At 44.5% G+C, this 17,847-nt stretch carries 16 protein-coding genes; 10 read left to right on the forward strand and 6 right to left on the reverse strand.

Going from position 1 to position 17,847, the window contains the following annotated elements:
* Nucleotides 1-60: 60 nt before the first annotated feature.
* The gene (locus ABW391_RS04165) at nt 61-651 is read left to right on the forward strand and encodes a hypothetical protein (protein ID WP_353480570.1); all 591 of its coding nucleotides are present in this window, start codon (nt 61-63) and stop codon (nt 649-651) included.
* Between the two features lie 120 nt (nt 652-771).
* Nucleotides 772-2,004: an S-adenosylmethionine:tRNA ribosyltransferase-isomerase gene (locus ABW391_RS04170; protein ID WP_353480571.1), complete on the forward strand. Its 1,233-nt coding sequence runs from the start codon at nt 772-774 to the stop codon at nt 2,002-2,004.
* Nucleotides 2,005-2,014: 10 nt separating this feature from the next.
* On the opposite strand, the gene ABW391_RS04175 is transcribed toward ABW391_RS04170, so the two are convergent.
* Nucleotides 2,015-3,523 (reverse strand): NAD(P)H-hydrate dehydratase, encoded by a 1,509-nt coding sequence (locus ABW391_RS04175; protein ID WP_353480572.1) that lies wholly within the window; start codon nt 3,521-3,523, stop codon nt 2,015-2,017.
* 122 nt (nt 3,524-3,645) lie between these two features.
* On the opposite strand from ABW391_RS04175, the gene ABW391_RS04180 reads away from it, so the two are divergent.
* Entirely contained in the window at nt 3,646-3,987 is a 342-nt protein-coding gene (locus tag ABW391_RS04180) for a hypothetical protein (protein ID WP_353480573.1), read from the forward strand.
* A 124-nt stretch (nt 3,988-4,111) separates the two neighbouring features.
* Here ABW391_RS04180 and ABW391_RS04185 read toward each other — a convergent pair whose 3' ends face one another.
* Both ABW391_RS04185 and ABW391_RS04190 read right to left on the reverse strand, forming a co-directional pair.
* Nucleotides 4,112-5,581, reverse strand: coding sequence for a M48 family metalloprotease (locus tag ABW391_RS04185; RefSeq protein ID WP_353480574.1), 1,470 nt, complete (start codon nt 5,579-5,581; stop codon nt 4,112-4,114).
* Nucleotides 5,582-5,758: 177 nt separating this feature from the next.
* On the reverse strand, nt 5,759-8,185 hold the full coding sequence (locus ABW391_RS04190; RefSeq protein WP_353480575.1) for a bifunctional YncE family protein/alkaline phosphatase family protein: 2,427 nt from the start codon (nt 8,183-8,185) through the stop codon (nt 5,759-5,761).
* A gap of 220 nt (nt 8,186-8,405) precedes the next feature.
* Between ABW391_RS04190 and ABW391_RS04195 the strand changes: the two genes are divergently transcribed.
* Complete coding sequence (locus tag ABW391_RS04195; protein WP_353480576.1) at nt 8,406-9,677, forward strand: hypothetical protein; 1,272 nt, start codon at nt 8,406-8,408, stop codon at nt 9,675-9,677.
* A 62-nt stretch (nt 9,678-9,739) separates the two neighbouring features.
* On the forward strand, nt 9,740-10,846 hold the full coding sequence (locus ABW391_RS04200; protein WP_353480577.1) for a site-2 protease family protein: 1,107 nt from the start codon (nt 9,740-9,742) through the stop codon (nt 10,844-10,846).
* A gap of 131 nt (nt 10,847-10,977) precedes the next feature.
* Here the strand turns inward: ABW391_RS04200 and ABW391_RS04205 are convergent, their stop codons facing one another.
* A complete protein-coding gene (locus ABW391_RS04205; RefSeq protein WP_353480578.1) occupies nt 10,978-11,964 on the reverse strand; it encodes a pyruvate dehydrogenase complex E1 component subunit beta in 987 nt (328 codons plus the stop codon).
* Nucleotides 11,965-12,122: 158 nt separating this feature from the next.
* On the opposite strand from ABW391_RS04205, the gene ABW391_RS04210 reads away from it, so the two are divergent.
* Together ABW391_RS04210 and mnmC2 are read left to right on the forward strand one after the other, a co-directional pair.
* Nucleotides 12,123-12,281: a hypothetical protein gene (locus ABW391_RS04210; RefSeq protein ID WP_353480579.1), complete on the forward strand. Its 159-nt coding sequence runs from the start codon at nt 12,123-12,125 to the stop codon at nt 12,279-12,281.
* Nucleotides 12,282-12,304: 23 nt separating this feature from the next.
* Entirely contained in the window at nt 12,305-12,994 is a 690-nt protein-coding gene (gene mnmC2 / locus ABW391_RS04215; RefSeq protein WP_353480580.1) for a tRNA (5-methylaminomethyl-2-thiouridine)(34)-methyltransferase MnmC2, read from the forward strand.
* 81 nt (nt 12,995-13,075) lie between these two features.
* Here the strand turns inward: mnmC2 and ABW391_RS04220 are convergent, their stop codons facing one another.
* Entirely contained in the window at nt 13,076-13,717 is a 642-nt protein-coding gene (locus ABW391_RS04220; protein WP_353480581.1) for an AP2/ERF family transcription factor, read from the reverse strand.
* 304 nt (nt 13,718-14,021) lie between these two features.
* On the opposite strand from ABW391_RS04220, the gene ribD reads away from it, so the two are divergent.
* Nucleotides 14,022-15,071 (forward strand): bifunctional diaminohydroxyphosphoribosylaminopyrimidine deaminase/5-amino-6-(5-phosphoribosylamino)uracil reductase RibD, encoded by a 1,050-nt coding sequence (gene ribD / locus ABW391_RS04225; RefSeq protein WP_353480582.1) that lies wholly within the window; start codon nt 14,022-14,024, stop codon nt 15,069-15,071.
* 155 nt (nt 15,072-15,226) lie between these two features.
* Nucleotides 15,227-15,859, forward strand: a complete 633-nt coding sequence (locus ABW391_RS04230) for a thioredoxin family protein (protein WP_353480583.1) — start codon at nt 15,227-15,229, stop codon at nt 15,857-15,859.
* 75 nt (nt 15,860-15,934) lie between these two features.
* Here the strand turns inward: ABW391_RS04230 and ABW391_RS04235 are convergent, their stop codons facing one another.
* Nucleotides 15,935-16,807, reverse strand: coding sequence for a glycoside hydrolase family 73 protein (locus tag ABW391_RS04235; RefSeq protein WP_353480584.1), 873 nt, complete (start codon nt 16,805-16,807; stop codon nt 15,935-15,937).
* 175 nt (nt 16,808-16,982) lie between these two features.
* Here ABW391_RS04235 and ABW391_RS04240 point away from each other — a divergent pair, with 175 nt between their 5' ends.
* Nucleotides 16,983-17,843 (forward strand): hypothetical protein, encoded by an 861-nt coding sequence (locus ABW391_RS04240; RefSeq protein WP_353480585.1) that lies wholly within the window; start codon nt 16,983-16,985, stop codon nt 17,841-17,843.
* Nucleotides 17,844-17,847 lie beyond the last annotated feature (4 nt).

A 17,847-nucleotide genomic window follows, 5' to 3' on the forward strand; every position in this document is an offset into this window, starting at 1 on the left:
GTGAGATACAACTTTTGGGGTAGAAAAACGCTCAGGTTATGGACACAATGATTTGATAAAATGACGATGACTCGATTGATGCTTTGCATACTTAGTGCATTTTTGCCTTTACTACTTTCTGCTCAAGTGATGCGGGATTCATTTCCCCGCGCCTCTGCTGAAGACTGGCGTGTTCACCCCTGGAAGGAGTACCAATCATTGGAAGGGAAATTTAAGGTACTCACGCCAGGTGATTTTGATAAAGCGGTGGATTCCGTGCAAACGCCAATTGGGAAAATGGCGTACCATATTTTGATCTACAACAATACTCAAAAGAACGCGGAGAATCTCTTTTACATGATTACTTTTTGTGATTATCCAGAAGGCACCATTCACTCCGATTCAACCGATCTCTTGAAAGAATTTTTTGATGCAAGTATCGATCAGGCCTTAAAAAGTGTAAAAGGGGAATTGGCTTATCAAAGCGACATTTCACTTCAGGGTTATCCGGGAAAACTGTGGCGCATCAATTACCTACGGGAACAAGCCCTCATCAAAACCCGGGCATTTATGGTTAAAAATAGGTTCTACACTATTCAAACGGTTACCGTTAAAGATATGGCAATCAATATGGCAAGTGATCGTTTTTTTGATTCTTTCATTTTTTTGTAAAAAGTTATAAATCAATATGGTCTCGGCGGCCTCTGTTGTAAAAATCAAACAAACCTAGACATCATAAGGACAGGTCGCGTATCTTCACGGCCTGTTTTGTGGTTTTAAATCGTTTTGATTATGCGCGTTCAGGATATTCGGATTGAAGATTACCAATATGATTTGCCAGATCACCGCATTGCAAGGTATCCTTTGGCTGAACGAGATGCCTCTAAGCTCCTGATTGCTTCTATCCAGCAACAGGAATTCCAGGAAGATACCTACGCAAATATCCGAGAGCATATTCCAGTAGGTGCTTTGATGCTGTTCAACAACACCAAAGTTATTCCAGCCCGCTTGCACATGGTAAAGCCTACCGGAGGAGCAGTAGAAATTTTTTGTTTGGAACCCATTGGCGAACTGAGTTCGGAAATGACCAGGCATGGAGAATCTGCTTGGAAATGCTTGGTGGGTGGCGCAAAAAAATGGAAAGAAGGTGCTGTAAGTGCGGTTTGGGGTACGGAAGATGCCCATGAATACCGTCTTTCAGCTGAAATAATTGACCGAAGCAGTACTTATTTTCACATCAAGTTTAGTTGGCAGCCTGCGGCATTTACTTTTGCCGAAGTGTTGAGCGCCATTGGCCAAATTCCACTCCCTCCGTATTTGGATCGGGAGGCCGAAGAATTGGACAAGGAACGTTACCAAACCATTTATGCCCATCTGGAAGGTTCGGTAGCGGCGCCTACCGCAGGATTGCATTTTACCGAAGCGGTTTTTGCAAAATTAAAAGCCAATGGGGTTGATTTGGATTACGTCACCCTACACGTAGGCGCAGGCACCTTCAAGCCTGTAAGTGCCGCTACCATTGGCCACCACGATATGCATGCAGAATATTTCGACGTTTCGAGGCCATTGCTGGAAACGCTGATTGCAGCAGCTCAAATTCAACGCCCCGTTTATGCGGTGGGTACGACTACGCTGCGCACCCTGGAAAGTTTATTTTTGATGGGATGCAAGCTTTTGCAAAAACCTGATTTGAACCATGCTGAATTGGAAATCAAGCAATGGGATGCGTACGAGGTGGATGCTGAAAATATCTCGGTTGAAAAAGCCCTCGATGCTTTAATAAATTGGATGGATCAACAAGGTCTGGATCGGCTGGTAGCCAAAACGCAATTGCTGATCGCACCGGGTTATACCGTTAGGATGATCAATGGATTGTGTACCAATTTTCACCAGCCGAGTAGTACCTTGTTGTTGTTGGTAGCAGCATTAATGGGCAACAAATGGAAAGAAATGTACCAGTATGCCCTGGATCACGATTATCGATTCTTGAGTTATGGTGATGGGTGTTTGATAAAGCTAAAATGAGAGCGTTGAATTAGGCCTTTTTCAAGCCTTGAAATGCTTTCCCCAGTTGATCTACGATGTCGCTGGCCAAAAGTGCTTCATGTCCAAGGCTTTCTGCGGCCAAATCTCCGGCCATTCCGTGCAGAAAAACGCCCAATTTGCAAGCGTGCTCGGCAGGGTATCCCTGCGCCAATAGGCTGGTCAAAATCCCGGTAAGTACGTCGCCACTGCCACCCGTTGCCATGCCTGGATTGCCCGTAGAATTGAACCAAACCTGGCCACCCGGGAGGGCAATGGCAGTATTGGCTCCTTTGCGGATGATGTAAATCTTGTATTGTTGAGCAGATTTTTGCAACAAATCCAGTCTTGCGAAATCGTCAGGGGCATCTCCGAATAAGCGCGAAAATTCTTTGGGATGTGGCGTTAGAATGCTGCCTGCGGGTATGCGCGATTGCCAACTTTGGGCGGCGATAATGTTCAGCGCATCGGCATCCAACACCAGTGGTTTTGAGCCGATATTGGTTAACAATTCATCCATGCCCCGTACCGTGAAATCTTTTTGTCCCAATCCGCAGCCAACCCCAATTGCAGTGTATTTTTCCAAATCTGGCAACTCGGAGAAATTAAAATGATGCCGATCTGAACTGACCATCGCTTCGGGCAATCCCGTTTGCAGAATGACGTAGCCACAAGCTGGCGCATGTATGGTCAACAACCCAGCGCCACTGCGCAGCACCGCACGGCCACTCAGCAAGGCTGCGCCCATCATGCCCTGACTGCCTGCAATGAGCAAGGCATGACCAAATTGGCCTTTGTGCGCAAATTTCGTCCGGCTTTGCAAAAAAGGTTTTACATCGGCAAGAGTGAGGTAATGATAGGGGGAAGCCGTTTGTACAATAAAATTGGAATCCAATCCAATCGAGGCATAGCTCCATTCGCCAACCCGGGATGCATTTTCTGGCAACAAAAAAGCCAGTTTCGGCATTTCAAAACTGAAAGTGTAATCGGCACAAAATGTTGTTCCAGTAGTCGTTGCATCTGCAATCAAGCCTGATGGAAGATCAATGGATATTTTTGTACCTGAAAATTGATTCAATTTTTGGATAAAATCTGCCCAAAAACCTTCAATTGGCCTGGATATTCCCGTTCCCAGCAGTGCATCAATCAAGATGGCCTGGGGTGGGAGAGGGGGTACCTCGGCACCTTCGGCCAAGGGTAGGACGGATAAATTGCTGTAATCAGGAATCTTCGACAAATTTTCGAGGTAATCAGCACTTTGATTTTTACTGATCTCGCAACAAAACACTTGTACGTTGTAAAATTCATAAAGCAGCATGCGGGCTACCGCAAGGCCATCTCCACCGTTGTTGCCCGGACCACAAAAGATGACAACGGGAATGTCGCGGTCATCGAATTTTTCCAAAAACCAATGCACAAATGCAGAGGCGGCTCGCTCCATTAAATCTATGGAAGCAATGGGTTCGTGTGCAATGGTGCATGCGTCGAGTTCACGGATTTGGGTGGCGCTGAAAATTTTCATTCTTTTTATTTTCTTATTTTACACAAGATAATTACATTGCATAAATAGAGTAGGAGCATATGCTAAAATCAAATACATTTCAATAAGTTTCAACAACGAAAAAAACCTTAAAATGTTTTAAAATGAATAAAAAGTTAAAAACCCTCGGTTATATCTTTTTGCTGCCAACTTTGGTGCTACTGTTTCTGCTAACTAAAAAAATCATACTTTTCGTTGAACTTGGTCACCAAAAAACCATCGCCAAAGCTAAGTTTTATGACAGTCGTTCAAAGTATGAAGTAGCAGTTTCATCTCCAGACATCACCAAAAATGATCGAAGGGATCTGCGCATAGAAATGAACGAATTGGAACATGAATACAAGTTATTGAAGTGGGATAAGATTCTACAATTTACCACCATCAAATTGTACGGCGTTTTATTATTCTTCATGGGAATGATTTTATACCGATCAAGAGGTGTTTGAGCTTTTTAGCTTCTTCTGTTTAACATAATATAAATTATGGGACAAAATAATCCTGTTTTTTTGACAATTCAATTGATTCTCCCGCAGCGTGAATCAACAATTGCTACGGGAGAATCTAAAAAAACTACTTACTCCCTTTCTCAATCACCTTAATCAACATCCCGGGCGTCACCGTTTCTTTCTGCTGCATGCCATTCACGATGGCATTTTCCTCTAGGCGTTTCTCTGGCACGCCATAGTTGCGCAGCGCCTCGGCCAGCGTAGTTGTCCGGTTGATCGTCTTGATGCTGATGCGATCTGGGTATACATTGATTCTGGCTGGATCGGTCAGTTCCCGGAAGTTTTTGAACGTATTCTGGAAGCTCAGATTGTAGGTGTTAAAATCTGCAGCGGCAGACAGGCCGTAGAAACGGTAGATCATGTTGTCGTACTGAATGAGGTAAATCAGCAAGCGCAGGGTTTGCGTGCCTTGTTGGGTTTTGGTTACTTGCTCTGCCGACAAGGCAATTGCTGGAAAACCGTTCAAAGTCAGGTTTTGCGAATCGATCAATCTCAGCGAGTCTTTGCCGATGGTATTGTTGGCTGCTTCGCGGAGGCTTTTTTCCTCAGCCACGTTGAAAATAATTGCTGCCTTGCCGTCTTTGGGTGCCATAACCACCTGCTGTGGCGAGTTTTGCAAAGTCCAGTCGGTAGGAATTGGAAATTGGAACTTTAACACCGGATGGTAAAACACGTTGTTCAAAGTATAGCCTTGCTTGGGATCTGGGCCATAAGTAATGCCATCAATTCTGCGCAGGTAAGCGTCGCGGTTTACCGCAAGGTTGAAGTTTTTTATCTTGGTTTGTTCCGCTTCAGCCAACTCCCCTACCCTTTTGAAACGATCCTGGGGATTTGGGTGCGTCGACAAAAAGTTGGGTACCCTACCTTCCGGGCCACCACTGATTCGGTCAATGGTATTGAAAAACTGCGCCATTTGTTTGGCATCATATCCAATTTTTGTGGAATATTCAACCCCCAGCTCATCGGATTGGCTTTCGTGATCTCGACCAAACTTGAGCATTGCCAACTGTACCCCTTGCGACAATGGCTCGGCAAAATCTGCTGCACCAGGCACCAATACCAATCCTAGGATCAAGCCACCCATGGCCAGATATTGAGTGGTTTGCTGTTGGGCGCCATGCCGGGCAGTGATGTGACCAATTTCGTGGCCCAAAACGCCAGCAAATTCCGCCTCGTTGTTGAAATGCGCCATAATGCCCCGGGTAAAATAAACGTATCCTCCTGGCAAAGCAAAGGCATTGACCACGTCGGAATCCACGACTTTAAAATGGTACTCCAGGTTGGAACGGTGAGAAATCTTGGCCATCTCCTGGCCTTTTTCGTTGATGAATGCCTGCAGCTTTGGGTCATCGTATGCCCCAAATTCGGCGATCACTTGCGGATTGGAGGCAGCACCTAAGGCCAATTCCTGTTTTTCGGACATCAGCATGATCTGATTCTTGCCCGTAACCGGGTTAACGGCACAAGAATTAGAAAGCAATAAAACAGCCAAAACGGCCATTTGGAATGCAAGCTTAAAAGCTATCTTTTGCATGTTTTTAGATTTTTTGGGTAATGAACATATAGAAAGTAACAATTCAAGGCAAGTTTAAGATTTAGGAAAAAAACGCAGCGATTTTTTTTACTGATACAAACAATTTGTTAATGTACACAAAAAAATGCCACACCTGCAAAGCGCAAGCATGGCATTTTTTTAAAAACGGTCAATTGTTTATTCTTCGTCTTTGTTTTCAATTGGGCGCACAAAAGCACTTCTGCGAGGTGCAGGCATTTTGCTGTTGCGACCACGTACTGCTTTCCAGATCACTTCATTGAAGGCCAAATCAGGAGCACGGTCTTCCTTACTGAGGTCAAACTGGTAAGACAATTTTGACCACTTGTCGTCGATGGTATTCCGTGCGGTCAAGCTGATCTGGTTGGCTTTGGCTTGGTAGGGCTTCAGATCAGGCGTTTTGCTGAAACAAGCAAACATTGGTGTAGCTGCAGCATCGTACTGGCTCATTGGAGAAAGCCCCAAGATCAACTCGATGGTGCGCAATACACTGGATGTAGTGTATAAGGTATGCTCTACATGCTTTTGCTTCGTGTATGGGCTGATCACCAAACAAGGTGAGCGGTGCGCATCTACGTGATCAGAACCATTCTGTGCATCGTCTTCCAATACAAAAATGGCGCATTCTTTCCAGATTTTGCTTTTGGAAATGTGCTCCACAAAGCGGCCTACCGCCAGGTCATTGTCTGCCACCATAGCAGAAGGAGATGGCACCCCTACCCTAGCGCCGGCGGTATGGTCATTGCCAAATCGCACAAAGTTCATGCTGGGCAATTGGTTGATGTTTACCAACGAGTCGAAATCTGCTCTCCATTTTTCAACCCGGAAAACATCCTGGATGGCCAGGTTGTAACCTGGATATTTGGCACAAAGGTGGCCTTCCAGATTTGGCATATACGTTTCACCATAATCGGCAAAAATGCCATAGCTCCGGTACTTCAAACCTTTGGCTTTGCATTTGTCCCACAAGAATCCACCTTTTGACCAGGCAATTTTTTTGGAACCCTCATAATCATAAGTCCCTCCGCGGCCACCGTAGCTGGTTGGCCAGGTTTTTTCTACGTAATCGTTTGCGTAAGCCGAAGTTGACCAGTTGTGGCCGTCTGCGCTCACTTCAGAGTCAACGTAAAAGTTGTCGAGCAATACGAATTGACGGGATAATGCGTGCATATTGGGCGTAACCGTATCCGGAAAAATGCAAATCGATGGATCGCCATTGCCTTCTTTCATATCACCAAAAACCTGATCGTAAGTGCGGTTTTCCTTGATGATGTAAAACACGTACTTGATGGGTGAAGCATCACCAACTTTGCGTGGAATGGGGTTGCCCGCTTCACCTGCTGCATTCAGCTCTTTGTCTTTGGTGTAGGGTGTGTTTTGATACACCAAGCGCGTAAATGCAGGTAATTCGTCACGGGTGGGCATCGGGATGAAAGACAAAGTACCTTTGAACAAGCCGCCGATGTACTGGGTGCCATCTTCGCGGGCTTTGTATGGATTCGGGCCGTCAGGGTTGGCCAGGGAAGTCAACCCTTTTCCGTTGGCCACCAGGATTTGACCCTTGGCAAAACGCACGGAGGTAGGATACCAGCCAGTTGGCACAAAACCCAGGGATTTACTGGAACCAATGGTGCTGATGTCAAACATCGCCAAACAGTTGTTGTCGGCATTGGCGATGGCCAGGGTATTGCCATCTTCAGAAACAGCTACTGAATTGGAAGTAGAACCAACAGGCGCGTTGGGATACAAGGAAGCAACAATGGTTTCTACTACCTTGTTTTGGGTCAGGTCGATCACCGACACGGAGTTCTCTTCAGAGCAGGCAGCAAAGAGGTATTGGCCATTTTTGCTGAAGGTCATCTCGGTTGGGTGTGAGCCTACGTTAATTTCTGAAGTGATTTTACCGGTAGCGATGTCATAAACGCTGATGGCAGATCCGCCCCAAATTGAGATGAACAGTTTTTTGCCGTCAGGGCCCAAGGTACAAGCAAGAGCAGAAGCTTTCAGTTTGGTCTTTTGAGCGAGCGAGCGTGTACCCAGGTTGAAATCGTACAGAGAGCTGTCGCCCTTGGTTACACAATAAAGGTGACCCTCGTCTGCAGATAATGCCAAGCCAGCTGGGGAAGCCCCGCCTTTGGGCCAGCGGCTACCCAGTGCTAAACTGTCTTTGACCTTGAATTTATCGTTTTCGATGCTGTAAACGCGGATCATGTTGTCATAACCACCAGAGGCATATACGGTATTGGCAGCCTTGTTCAGCGCCAGGCCGTACCAAGCTTTGGGCAGGGTCATTTGGTGCAATACTTTGTGGTTGACCACATCAATGAGCATGATGCTGTGGCCAGATTGCCCGTTGTTGCTGACAACGGCACGGGTTTGATCGGTAGAGACAACCATGTTCATGGGCAAATCGCCGAGTTGAACTTGTTCGCCTACCGGAGTGAGCGACCAACCATTTGGCAATTCAACTTTTTGAACCTGGCCAAAACGCCCCATCTTGAGGGAAGTTTGATTGTTTTTACTGCAAGTACTAAAAAGTGCTGCAATTAGTGCTAAAACACAGAAATTCAGATGCTTTGATCTCATAAGTTGGTTGATTATTGAAAGTTGTATAAAATTCTTAACTATTCTGGAGAGTTTATAGCTTCTTGAGTTAAGAGTTTGTGAAACATGCTCTATTTTACGTTACTTTTTGAAGAAATGGTGTTATAGGGTAGAAATGTCATCGAAATGTAAGGAATTGCATTTTTTGCTGTCTTCCATTTCCTATTTCCAAACAATGACTAACCCTACAAAATACTTGGTGATGAAAACCGAAATCAAAGCATTGGTCGCGGAGGGTAAGCTGGATGAAGCTTTGGAAAAATTAGTAGCGTTTCTGGAAAGCCAGAACGATCAGTTTTCCGCATTGGATCGGGCGGCTAAAGTTACCCAGAGTGAATACAACCAGTCCAAAGAAAGAGAACTGCAAGGTTTGCTTACGGAGGATCAAATTCGTTTGGCCAGCAACAAAACGGTCAACAAAATTTTAGAAATTCTGGAATTCCTGGATAAAGGGGCCTCTCCTACTCCATCTTCTGTTCGCAAGAAATGGTTGCTGTATGGCTTAGGTGGAGCAGGGCTGATGCTGGCGATTGTGCTGCTGTTGCGCGGATTCTCCGCAAAGACTCTTGCACAAGAACCAGTTGATCCGCTCAAACCTGTCGATACCTCGCAGGTGGTAGTCGGCCAACTCCCCATTGATTGTCCTTCTTTTGCGCCTGAGGCCAAATACACCATTGCCGTATTTGACTTTACCACCCGCACGGGAAATCCAGACAATACAGATCAGTTTTTGGTCAGTGAACTGGACGTTATTTTTGACCGAAACGGGTTTCAGGCGGATGCGACACTGGTTGAAGGGTATAAAGGGCTGATTGACGCTTCTTTTTCAAAATCACTGGTTGAAAACTGCACTACCAAAATGGTGATTTGGGGCCGCGTATTCAGCGATACAGCGGTAGAAATCAATTTTTATGCCCCCAACATTGATCGAAAGGAACGCTTTGAGTTGGACAGTTTGCTAAAATTCAGAGAGCAGGGAAATTTCCAAACCAACATCAAGAGAGCAGCCCTGATCATCGCCTCTCGGGTTTTGGTGATGAACAACGCACCCGGGGCAGTTGCCGAATCAGAAAACGCTTACCGTGAAGTTGCTAACGATAAAACCATAATTGCTTCCAATAACCCCAAAATTAAAAACACCGAAGCAATAGCCACTATGACCTTGGCCAATGCGCATGTAAGTGCCAAGCAGTACAAAAAATCCATTCCATACTATGACAAATTGCTGGTCAAAAACCACCGCGATACGGTTGCGCTGAACAACAGCTTTATTGCCCACGTAAAGATTGAAGACCTGGTGGGTGCTGAAAAAACCAACGATACACTGGAACGCTACAAAAAAAATCTTGATCCTGCCCTTATCGAGGCCGCAAATCTTGATTTGGAAAAAAAAGGCTGGACTTTTAAAAGTCCGAGATTCAAACAAAAACCTGTTGACCAGCGACTACCACAGAAGAATTTGCCCAAAGAATGAAGTTCCATGGACTTGGTTTTGTAAATTGAGGTTTATTTATCCTAATTTAAACCAGGTTAATTATGAAATGGTCGCTCAAAATTGCCAAAGTTGCTGGCATCGAAGTATACTTGCATTGGACTTTTATCGTGCTTTTGGTCGGCGTATTGGTGGGAGGTCTCCGCAGTGTCAATCACGAAGGAGGCAACCTGAACGGCTTTTGGTTCATCATTTTATTGTTCCTTTTTGTGCTCCTGCACGAATTTGGCCATGCCCTGATGGGCAAAAGATTTGGGGTCAAAACCAATCACATCACCCTGCTTCCCATTGGCGGCGTTGCCGCAATGGAACATATTCCTGAACAACCCTGGCAAGAAATGCTGATTGCGCTAGCAGGGCCCGCGGTCAACTTTGTTTTGGCTCTGGGTTTTCTCCTCTTTTTGGGAATTAGTGGCCATGTCCCTGCATTTTCAGATTGGTGGAGTCCGGTTAGCAACGACAATATGGTGTACAGTCTGTTTACAACCAATGTGATGTTGTTTTCTTTCAACCTGATTCCAGCCTTCCCAATGGACGGTGGTCGGGTACTCAGGGCGTTGTTGGCTATGAAATACGGGCGGTACAGGGCCACAAATCTGGCTGTACGCATTGGTCAATTGTTGGCCATCGGATTTGTCTTGTACGGGCTTATTCCAAGCACCGGCAACATTTGGATGGTATTCATTGGCGTATTTATCTACCTGGGAGCAGGAGCCGAAGGCAATTACGAATCCACCCGTTCTGCACTGGTTAAATACAAAGTACGGGATGCCATCATGCACCATTTTTCTCCATTGCAAAGTAGCGATACGATCGGTACAGCAGTGAAAATGCTTTTGGATGGTCAGGAAAAAGAATTCATTGTAATTGAAAATGACGCTGTAGTGGGCACACTCAATCGCAATGAAATGATTGAAGGACTTGGGCATTTTGGCAAAGAAGCCGTGCTAAGTGAGGTGATGAACAAAGTAGTATTGCGCCTAGAACCAGAGATGCAGCTAGACGAAGTGTACGACCAAATGACCGATGAAAATGTAGAAATTGCCCCAATTTTTGAAAACAATCAATTGATCGGCGTGCTGAACCGCGATAACATCATGGAACTTTTGATCATCGACAATTCTCAGCCTCATTTGGGGTTGAGGTTCTGATTTATTTTTTTCCACCACCTGAGACACCTAAGATTCACCTTAGAAATTATTCAAATATTGAAATCTAAAGTGAGTCTCAGGTGCCTTAAGTGCCTAAGGTGGTGGAAATGAAAGACCTGCGAAGCAGGATATCAACCCTTAACGTACATCACTTCCTTCACTGCTTTGACAACCTTACTTGGATTGGGCAAATATTCTTCCACAAAGGCAGCCGCGTATGGCAGCGAAGTATCCGCTGAACTTACCCGAATTACCGGGGCATCAAGGTAATCAAAAGCAAATTTCTGCACCGTATAAGCCACCTCTGAAGAAACACTTGCAAAAGGCCATGCTTCATCCACGATGATACAACGGTTGGTTTTTTTCACTGAATTGATGATAGTTTCAACATCCAGTGGGCGAATTGTACGCAAATCAATGACTTCAGCAGAAATGCCCTCTTTCGCCAATTCTACCGCAGCATCCAATGCCACCAAAGTCATTTTGTTGTAGGAAATCAGGGTTACGTCCGTTCCTTCCCTCCGAATGGCGGCTTTGCCGATCGGCACCAAATACTCCCCTTCAGGTACCGGCCCCTTGTGTCCATACAGGATTTCAGATTCCATGATGCACACCGGGTTATTGTCTCTGATGGCAGATTTGAGCAACCCTTTTGCGTCAGCAGGATCTATGCAAGAAATGACTTTCAAACCAGGAACGTTGGCCATCCAACTCTCGAAAGTTTGGGAGTGCTGTTGCGCCAATTGACCTGCCGAGCCGGAAGGGCCACGGAAAACAATTGGGCAATTGAATTGACCCGCCGATTGAGACAAGGTTTTGGCCGCGTTGTTCACAATTTGGTCAAAGGCAAGAATGGCAAAATTCCAGGTCATGAATTCAATGACCGGACGCAATCCGTTCATGGCTGCCCCGACGCCAATGCCTGTAAATCCAAGTTCTGCAATGGGGGTGTCAATGACGCGTTTGGCGCCAAATTCATCCAATAATCCTTTGCTCACCTTATAAGCTCCATCGTATTGGGCCACCTCTTCTCCCATTAAGAAGACAGTTTCATCCCGACGCATTTCTTCTATTAATGCTTCTCGCAGTGCATCGCGAAGCGCAAGTTCTCTACTCATACGCAGGTTTTGTCAATTTTATCATTTCCCCAAATTGGAAGTGATTTGGGCGCAGCAAAAATAGAAAAATTCTCTACTTTTGTATCGAAAAGCAAAGCTCTAAAATAAAACCATATTGCTCTGCGTTTGTTTGGAAAAATTGTAAATCCTTTGAAGATATGAAAATCCAAATCAAGAAGTCTCAAAACCTGGTGTTGGCCTGTGTTGTGATCGCGCTAACATTCTCTTGCAACCGTGGATATGGTTGTCCTTCCAACTTTTCCTTCACGGATTTGATTGCCGATGCCATTAAAATGGTTCTTTCATTGTTTTTCTAGGCATTGTACAGGATTCGAAACCGATGGATGAGGCCGAAAGAAACAATGAAGTCTTTGTAACACAAGATGGTTCACACTCCATTACAGCAGCCCAATATGGCGTGAGCTATCACTCTAAGTATGGGGCAATTACAGAATCTCGCCATGTTTTTATTCAGGCTGGCTTGATGCCGTTATTGTTTACTGTACCAGCGCAACTTTCCATTTTGGAAGTAGGTTTTGGTACAGGGCTCAATGCTTTGTTGACCTACCAGGAATTGGCCAAACGCCCGATCCAGGTATACTACGAGTCTGTTGAGCGTTTTCCAATTACCTTAACGGAAGCACAAAACCTCAATTATCCCGAATTAATTGATGGTGAGCACTTTAGAGAAATCTTCTTGTACATGCACAACTGTGCCTGGGATGAGAAGATTCAACTATCGCCAAATTTTTCTCTACAGAAACGTTTGGGAGATTTGGAAGCACTGCCCTTTGATTCTATTTTCGACCTGATCTATTTTGATGCATTTGCACCTACTGTCCAACCCGAATTGTGGACAGAAGCAATAATGAAAAAGATATACGGTGCACTGCGACCTGGAGGCATACTGGTAACTTATTGTGCAAAAGGAGAGTTCAAACGTTCGTTAAAAGCGGTAGGTTTCAAAGTAGAACCTTTACCTGGGCCACCTGGAAAACGAGAAATGACCAAAGCAATAAAGGGGCGATAAAAAAATAAGTGTTCATTTTTGCCCCACTACTAAAGGAACGCGCCTGAAATAAATCTAAATTTTTCAGGCGCGTTAATCCGCTTACTGGATGTGATTTTTTGGCTTTCGGCCACGCTTGGATTTGATTCCTGTGTTTGGTACCTCGATGATTTCAGAGAGATCAATTGGAGTTTCTTCATCTCCTTTTCTAGTTGATTTAATGGCATTTAGCTTGCCATCGTCTCCGTATAATTTACGAGACATTTTGTTGTAAGCCATGGCCGCTTCTTCAGCTGTAGCAAACATACCAATGTGCACCGATTTTCGGTTGACCGAAATCACAGCGCGGTATCGGTTGTTTTCTTTGTAAACACCAGTGTATCCGACTTTACTACTGGTTTTTCGTTTTCGACTAGCCACAGAACGAGACCGATAAATAAGATTTTCAAGGCGACAATCCAATTTATTGCCATTTTTGGCGCCTACCAGGTTCTTGTCACCTCCTTTAGTGTCTACCAAAAACTTTTCTGCAACCAATTTGTGCAGATAAATGGTTTCGGTTTTGTATCCTCCATCTGCTTTTTTCCAGGTTTTTTGGAAAACTGCACATCCGCTGGAGTGCCTTCGGAGATTGTTGATAAAATCTACCTTAACAAGATACGGGTCGGTGGTAAGAAACTCGTAGATTTTGTCGTCCAAAAGGACAGACTCCTCTGCGTTTTTCAGTTTAACTTTGTAAAGCACGCTCTCAAAATTTTAGTTATTCAAATAAAGGCAAAGAATGGTAAAACAATTTCCTTCAAGAGATTATAGTCAAAACAGTCGGATGTCCTTAGTGTCAGGTTTGGGGAAATCAACAAGCTTGGGATAGTAATTTAATTGAAGTTTTTGACCTTTTGCAGCAGGCGATGGACTCTCTTAGTTCAATGGGCTGGATTTTACAGCACTAAAGATAAATATTTTCAAAAAAAGATTAACATTTATTCAACAATATTTAGGTAAAAGCTATATTTTTCTTTGTCGTTAAGCAGCTAAAGCACAAAAAAATATGGAAAAAGAGCAAAAAAGCTTTATTAAAAGATGCTTTGATCTCGCAAAATTGGGAGCTGGCTCGGTATCTCCCAATCCAATGGTTGGAGCAGTGCTCGTTCACGATGGTCGAATCATTGGAGAAGGATTTCACCAAAGATACGGTGGGGCACATGCAGAAGTGAATGCGGTAGCCTCCGTTTTGCCAATCGATCGGGCCCTTCTCCCCTACTCTACCCTTTATGTCTCTTTAGAACCCTGCTGTATTTTTGGCAAAACTCCACCTTGTACCAATTTGATTCTTCAGGAAAAAATACCCAAAGTTGTCATTTCTTGTTTAGACCTCAGTCCCGAGGTACGGGGTCGAGGTGTTGACATATTGCGGGCACAAGGAGTAGAAGTTGTTAGCGGTATTTTGGAGGCCGAAGGTCAAGCCTTGGCCGCAACCCGGAATATTGCCGTCACTCAAGAGAGACCTTATATTGTACTCAAAATGGCAGTAACCTCCAACGGCTTCTTTGCTCCATTGGATGGAAAGCAATTCTGGATTACTCAGGCCATCAGCAAGCGCCTGGTTCACCGTTGGCGGATGGAAGCCGATGCCATTTTGGTGGGTACTGCTACGGCCTTGATCGATGATCCCCAATTGGACAATCGCCATTATTTTGGAAAGTCTCCCCTGCGCATTGTATTGGATCGCGATTTGAAGTTGCCCCCTCACCTTAAAGTATTGTCCGATGGACATCCTACTTTAGTGGTTACCGAGCAATTTAGTCCTGAAGGTGGAAACTCCGCAGTACAATACCTGCAACTGAATTTTGATTCCAGCTTCTGGCCAATATTGATGGCAAAGCTGTGGAAAGAGTATAAGTTGGGTGTTGTTTTGGTAGAAGGTGGTGCAAAAGTTTTAGAGGGCTTAATTGCCCAAAATTTGTGGGATGAAGCGCGGGTATTCATTGGTAAAACGAATCTTCCTGGGGGCATCCCTGCTCCTACCCTTCCATCCCCAGTTCAGCAATCCATCCGTTTTGGGGTGGATAGGCTAAACGTTTACAAGAATGACAAGTAGTATCGCCCCCCAGAGAAGTTAAAGATGTTTTAAAATCGAAAAGTGGATGCATATTTTTGGTGACGCGAGTGTTCTAAGGGAGTCTTTTACTAGAGTAGGTGTATGGGTCGCCAACATTTACTATTTTTGTAGTACAAAATCAAATACTGTCTGAAATGAGCAGATTGGGAGCGTGTTTGGCCATAGCTATGTTGATTGGCTTAAATATAACAGCGTCGTTTTCACAGGAAACTATCCTGAACAAGAAAGGAACCACCCCAAAACCTGGGGTGACCGCAAAGGGAATTGCCCCCCGAACGCCTACCCGAACCCAGGTTGTAACGGTGAACTGGATTACCTGGGAGGAAGCCATGGAGCTTTCCAAAAAGGAGAAAAAGAAAATCTTGGTAGATGTTTTCACCTATTGGTGCGGATGGTGTAAAAAAATGGACGCGGAAACCTTTACCAACCCTTTCCTGGCAAAATACCTCAACGAGAATTTTTACCTGGTGAAATTTGATGCCGAATCAAAAGAACCACTCGAATACAAAGGCAAAGAGTTTCGCTACGTACGCAGCACCAAAAGTGGTCACCACGAGTTGGCAGAAGAGTTTTTGCGGGGTCACCTGAGCTTTCCTTCGATGGTGTTTCTGGATGAAAGCATGGACATGATCCAGCCTATTCCAGGTTTTCGAAACGCAGAAGAATTGTTGATGATTTCATCTTATTTTGGATCAGGAAAGTACAAAGAAACACCCTGGTCGGTATTTCAGAAAGATTTTAAGATGCCAGAAGGCTTCAAAAGATAGGGAATTTGGTTTAGCAAAAAAGAAAGGGTTGTCTCGAAAAAAAATTCCGAAACAACCCTTTTTTTTTCTTATTCATCAAAGGTCGTACTGATCCAAATTCATGTTCCGAATGATGCGGATCAATTTTTGCGCATAAGTTTTGTCCGTTGCGTATCCCGCTCTTTTGAGTCCGTAAGCCCAGCTTTTATAATCTGTACCAAATTTTTGCAGGTGCTTGTACCTTGGACTGCTCAATAAAACGGAGTGTTCTTCATAGCTTTCCCAAACCGATTCAAATACCCGGAACATGTCAAAAACATCGTCATCCGTATAATTGCGACAGGTGCAACCCCGGCATTTGCGCCGACATTTGATCCCAAAATGGTTGTTTGATTCTCTGGCCAGCTTGCTTCCCCCGGCATTGGACTCCAGAAGACCTTGGGCCAAGGTAATACTGGCAGGGATACCATAATTTTGCATGGCACGAATAGCCGCAGGAGCATATTTTTGAACGTAGTCTTGCAGCACTTGTTCCTTATCCGCAAACACGGCAGGATCAATTCCCTTTCGTTTTGCATAATCAGGGCTTAAAGCCGGTGTCAGATTGGAGACACTAAAGGTAGGCTCTTTGCCTTTTGTGGGCGTTGTTGTGACAGTAGGTGTTGTAGGGGCAGGAATTTTCTTTTGTACCATTTGACTGATGTTGATCGCGGGTACAAAAGTAGCTTGTTGAGCAGAAGGAGCATTCTCCAGGCTGGTAGGGTTGGAATAAGGTACAGATGCATACTTATTCGAATCTTCTCTATCCATATTGATTTGAAGACTTAGGTCTCTTTGAAACAAAAGATGGCCAGCCAAATAAAGTAAAATGGCATTAAACCAGTTGCGTGAAGCCCAGCCAATCGCTTGGTTTACAGGCGAAAAAAAAGAAGCATTGGAGTAATTTGGATAAGTGTGCGTTTGTTTCATGGCAACAACATTTTTTGTTTCAACAAAAGTAAAACAAAAAATTAAATAAACAAAACTTTAAGAAACTTTTTGTTTTTCCAAAAAAGTCGCCGTCAATTTTACCTTAGTGTAGGTTTTACACTACCTTTACCTCCGTATTCATTCAAAAAACAGCCTTTAAACCGCTCTGACACCTATGATCATTGTAGCCGATAGTGGATCCACCAAAACGGATTGGATGCTTTTAACCGATGAAGGAGCACTTTTGCTTCATACCATGGGTTTCAATCCACTTTACCATAGTGAAGACCTCATTTACGAGAAAAGCAAAGAAGAACTGGACAAACACCAGGTAGACTTGTCATTGGTAACTGCCATGTATTATTATGGTACGGCAGTATGGGATCATGCCAAAGCAGAAACGATTGCACGTGCCTTGCGTCGATTGTTTACCAATGCACATGTGGAAGTAGAGCACGATTTGTTGTCAGCAGCACGCGCCACTTGCGGCAATGAACCCGGTATTGCCTGCATAATTGGCACAGGCTCCAATACTTGTCTATTTGATGGCAAAGAAGTAACCGACAACGTAACCAATTTGGGCTATTTCGTTGGAGATGAAGGCAGTGGTGCCCATTTGGGCAAAGCCCTGGTTCGGGCATATTTCTATCGCGAACTTCCACCCGACTTGTTGAAAGCGTTTGAAGAGCAAGTCCCAGGAGGGAAAGACGAAATATTGGACAACGTATACAGCAAGCCACAACCAAATGTATACCTCGCTTCCTTTACCAAGTTTTTAGGCGAGTATCGAAACCACTTTTTCATCCAAAAGTTGATTTACCAATCTTTTACTGAATTCATAGATCGCAACGTGCGCAAATACCCTGGTCACCTTTCGATGCCCATCCATTTTATTGGATCGGTAGCCTACTACTTCCAAGATATCGTAAAAATTATTCTGGAAGAACGCGGAATGAAGCCGGGAGTATTTATCTTGAAGCCCATTGACAATTTGGTGCAATTCCACCGGAATCATGAGTTGAATCGTGAAAAATAACCCT

Source organism: Haliscomenobacter sp. (genome assembly GCF_040403615.1).
Classification (GTDB): Bacteria; Bacteroidota; Bacteroidia; order Chitinophagales; family Saprospiraceae; genus Haliscomenobacter.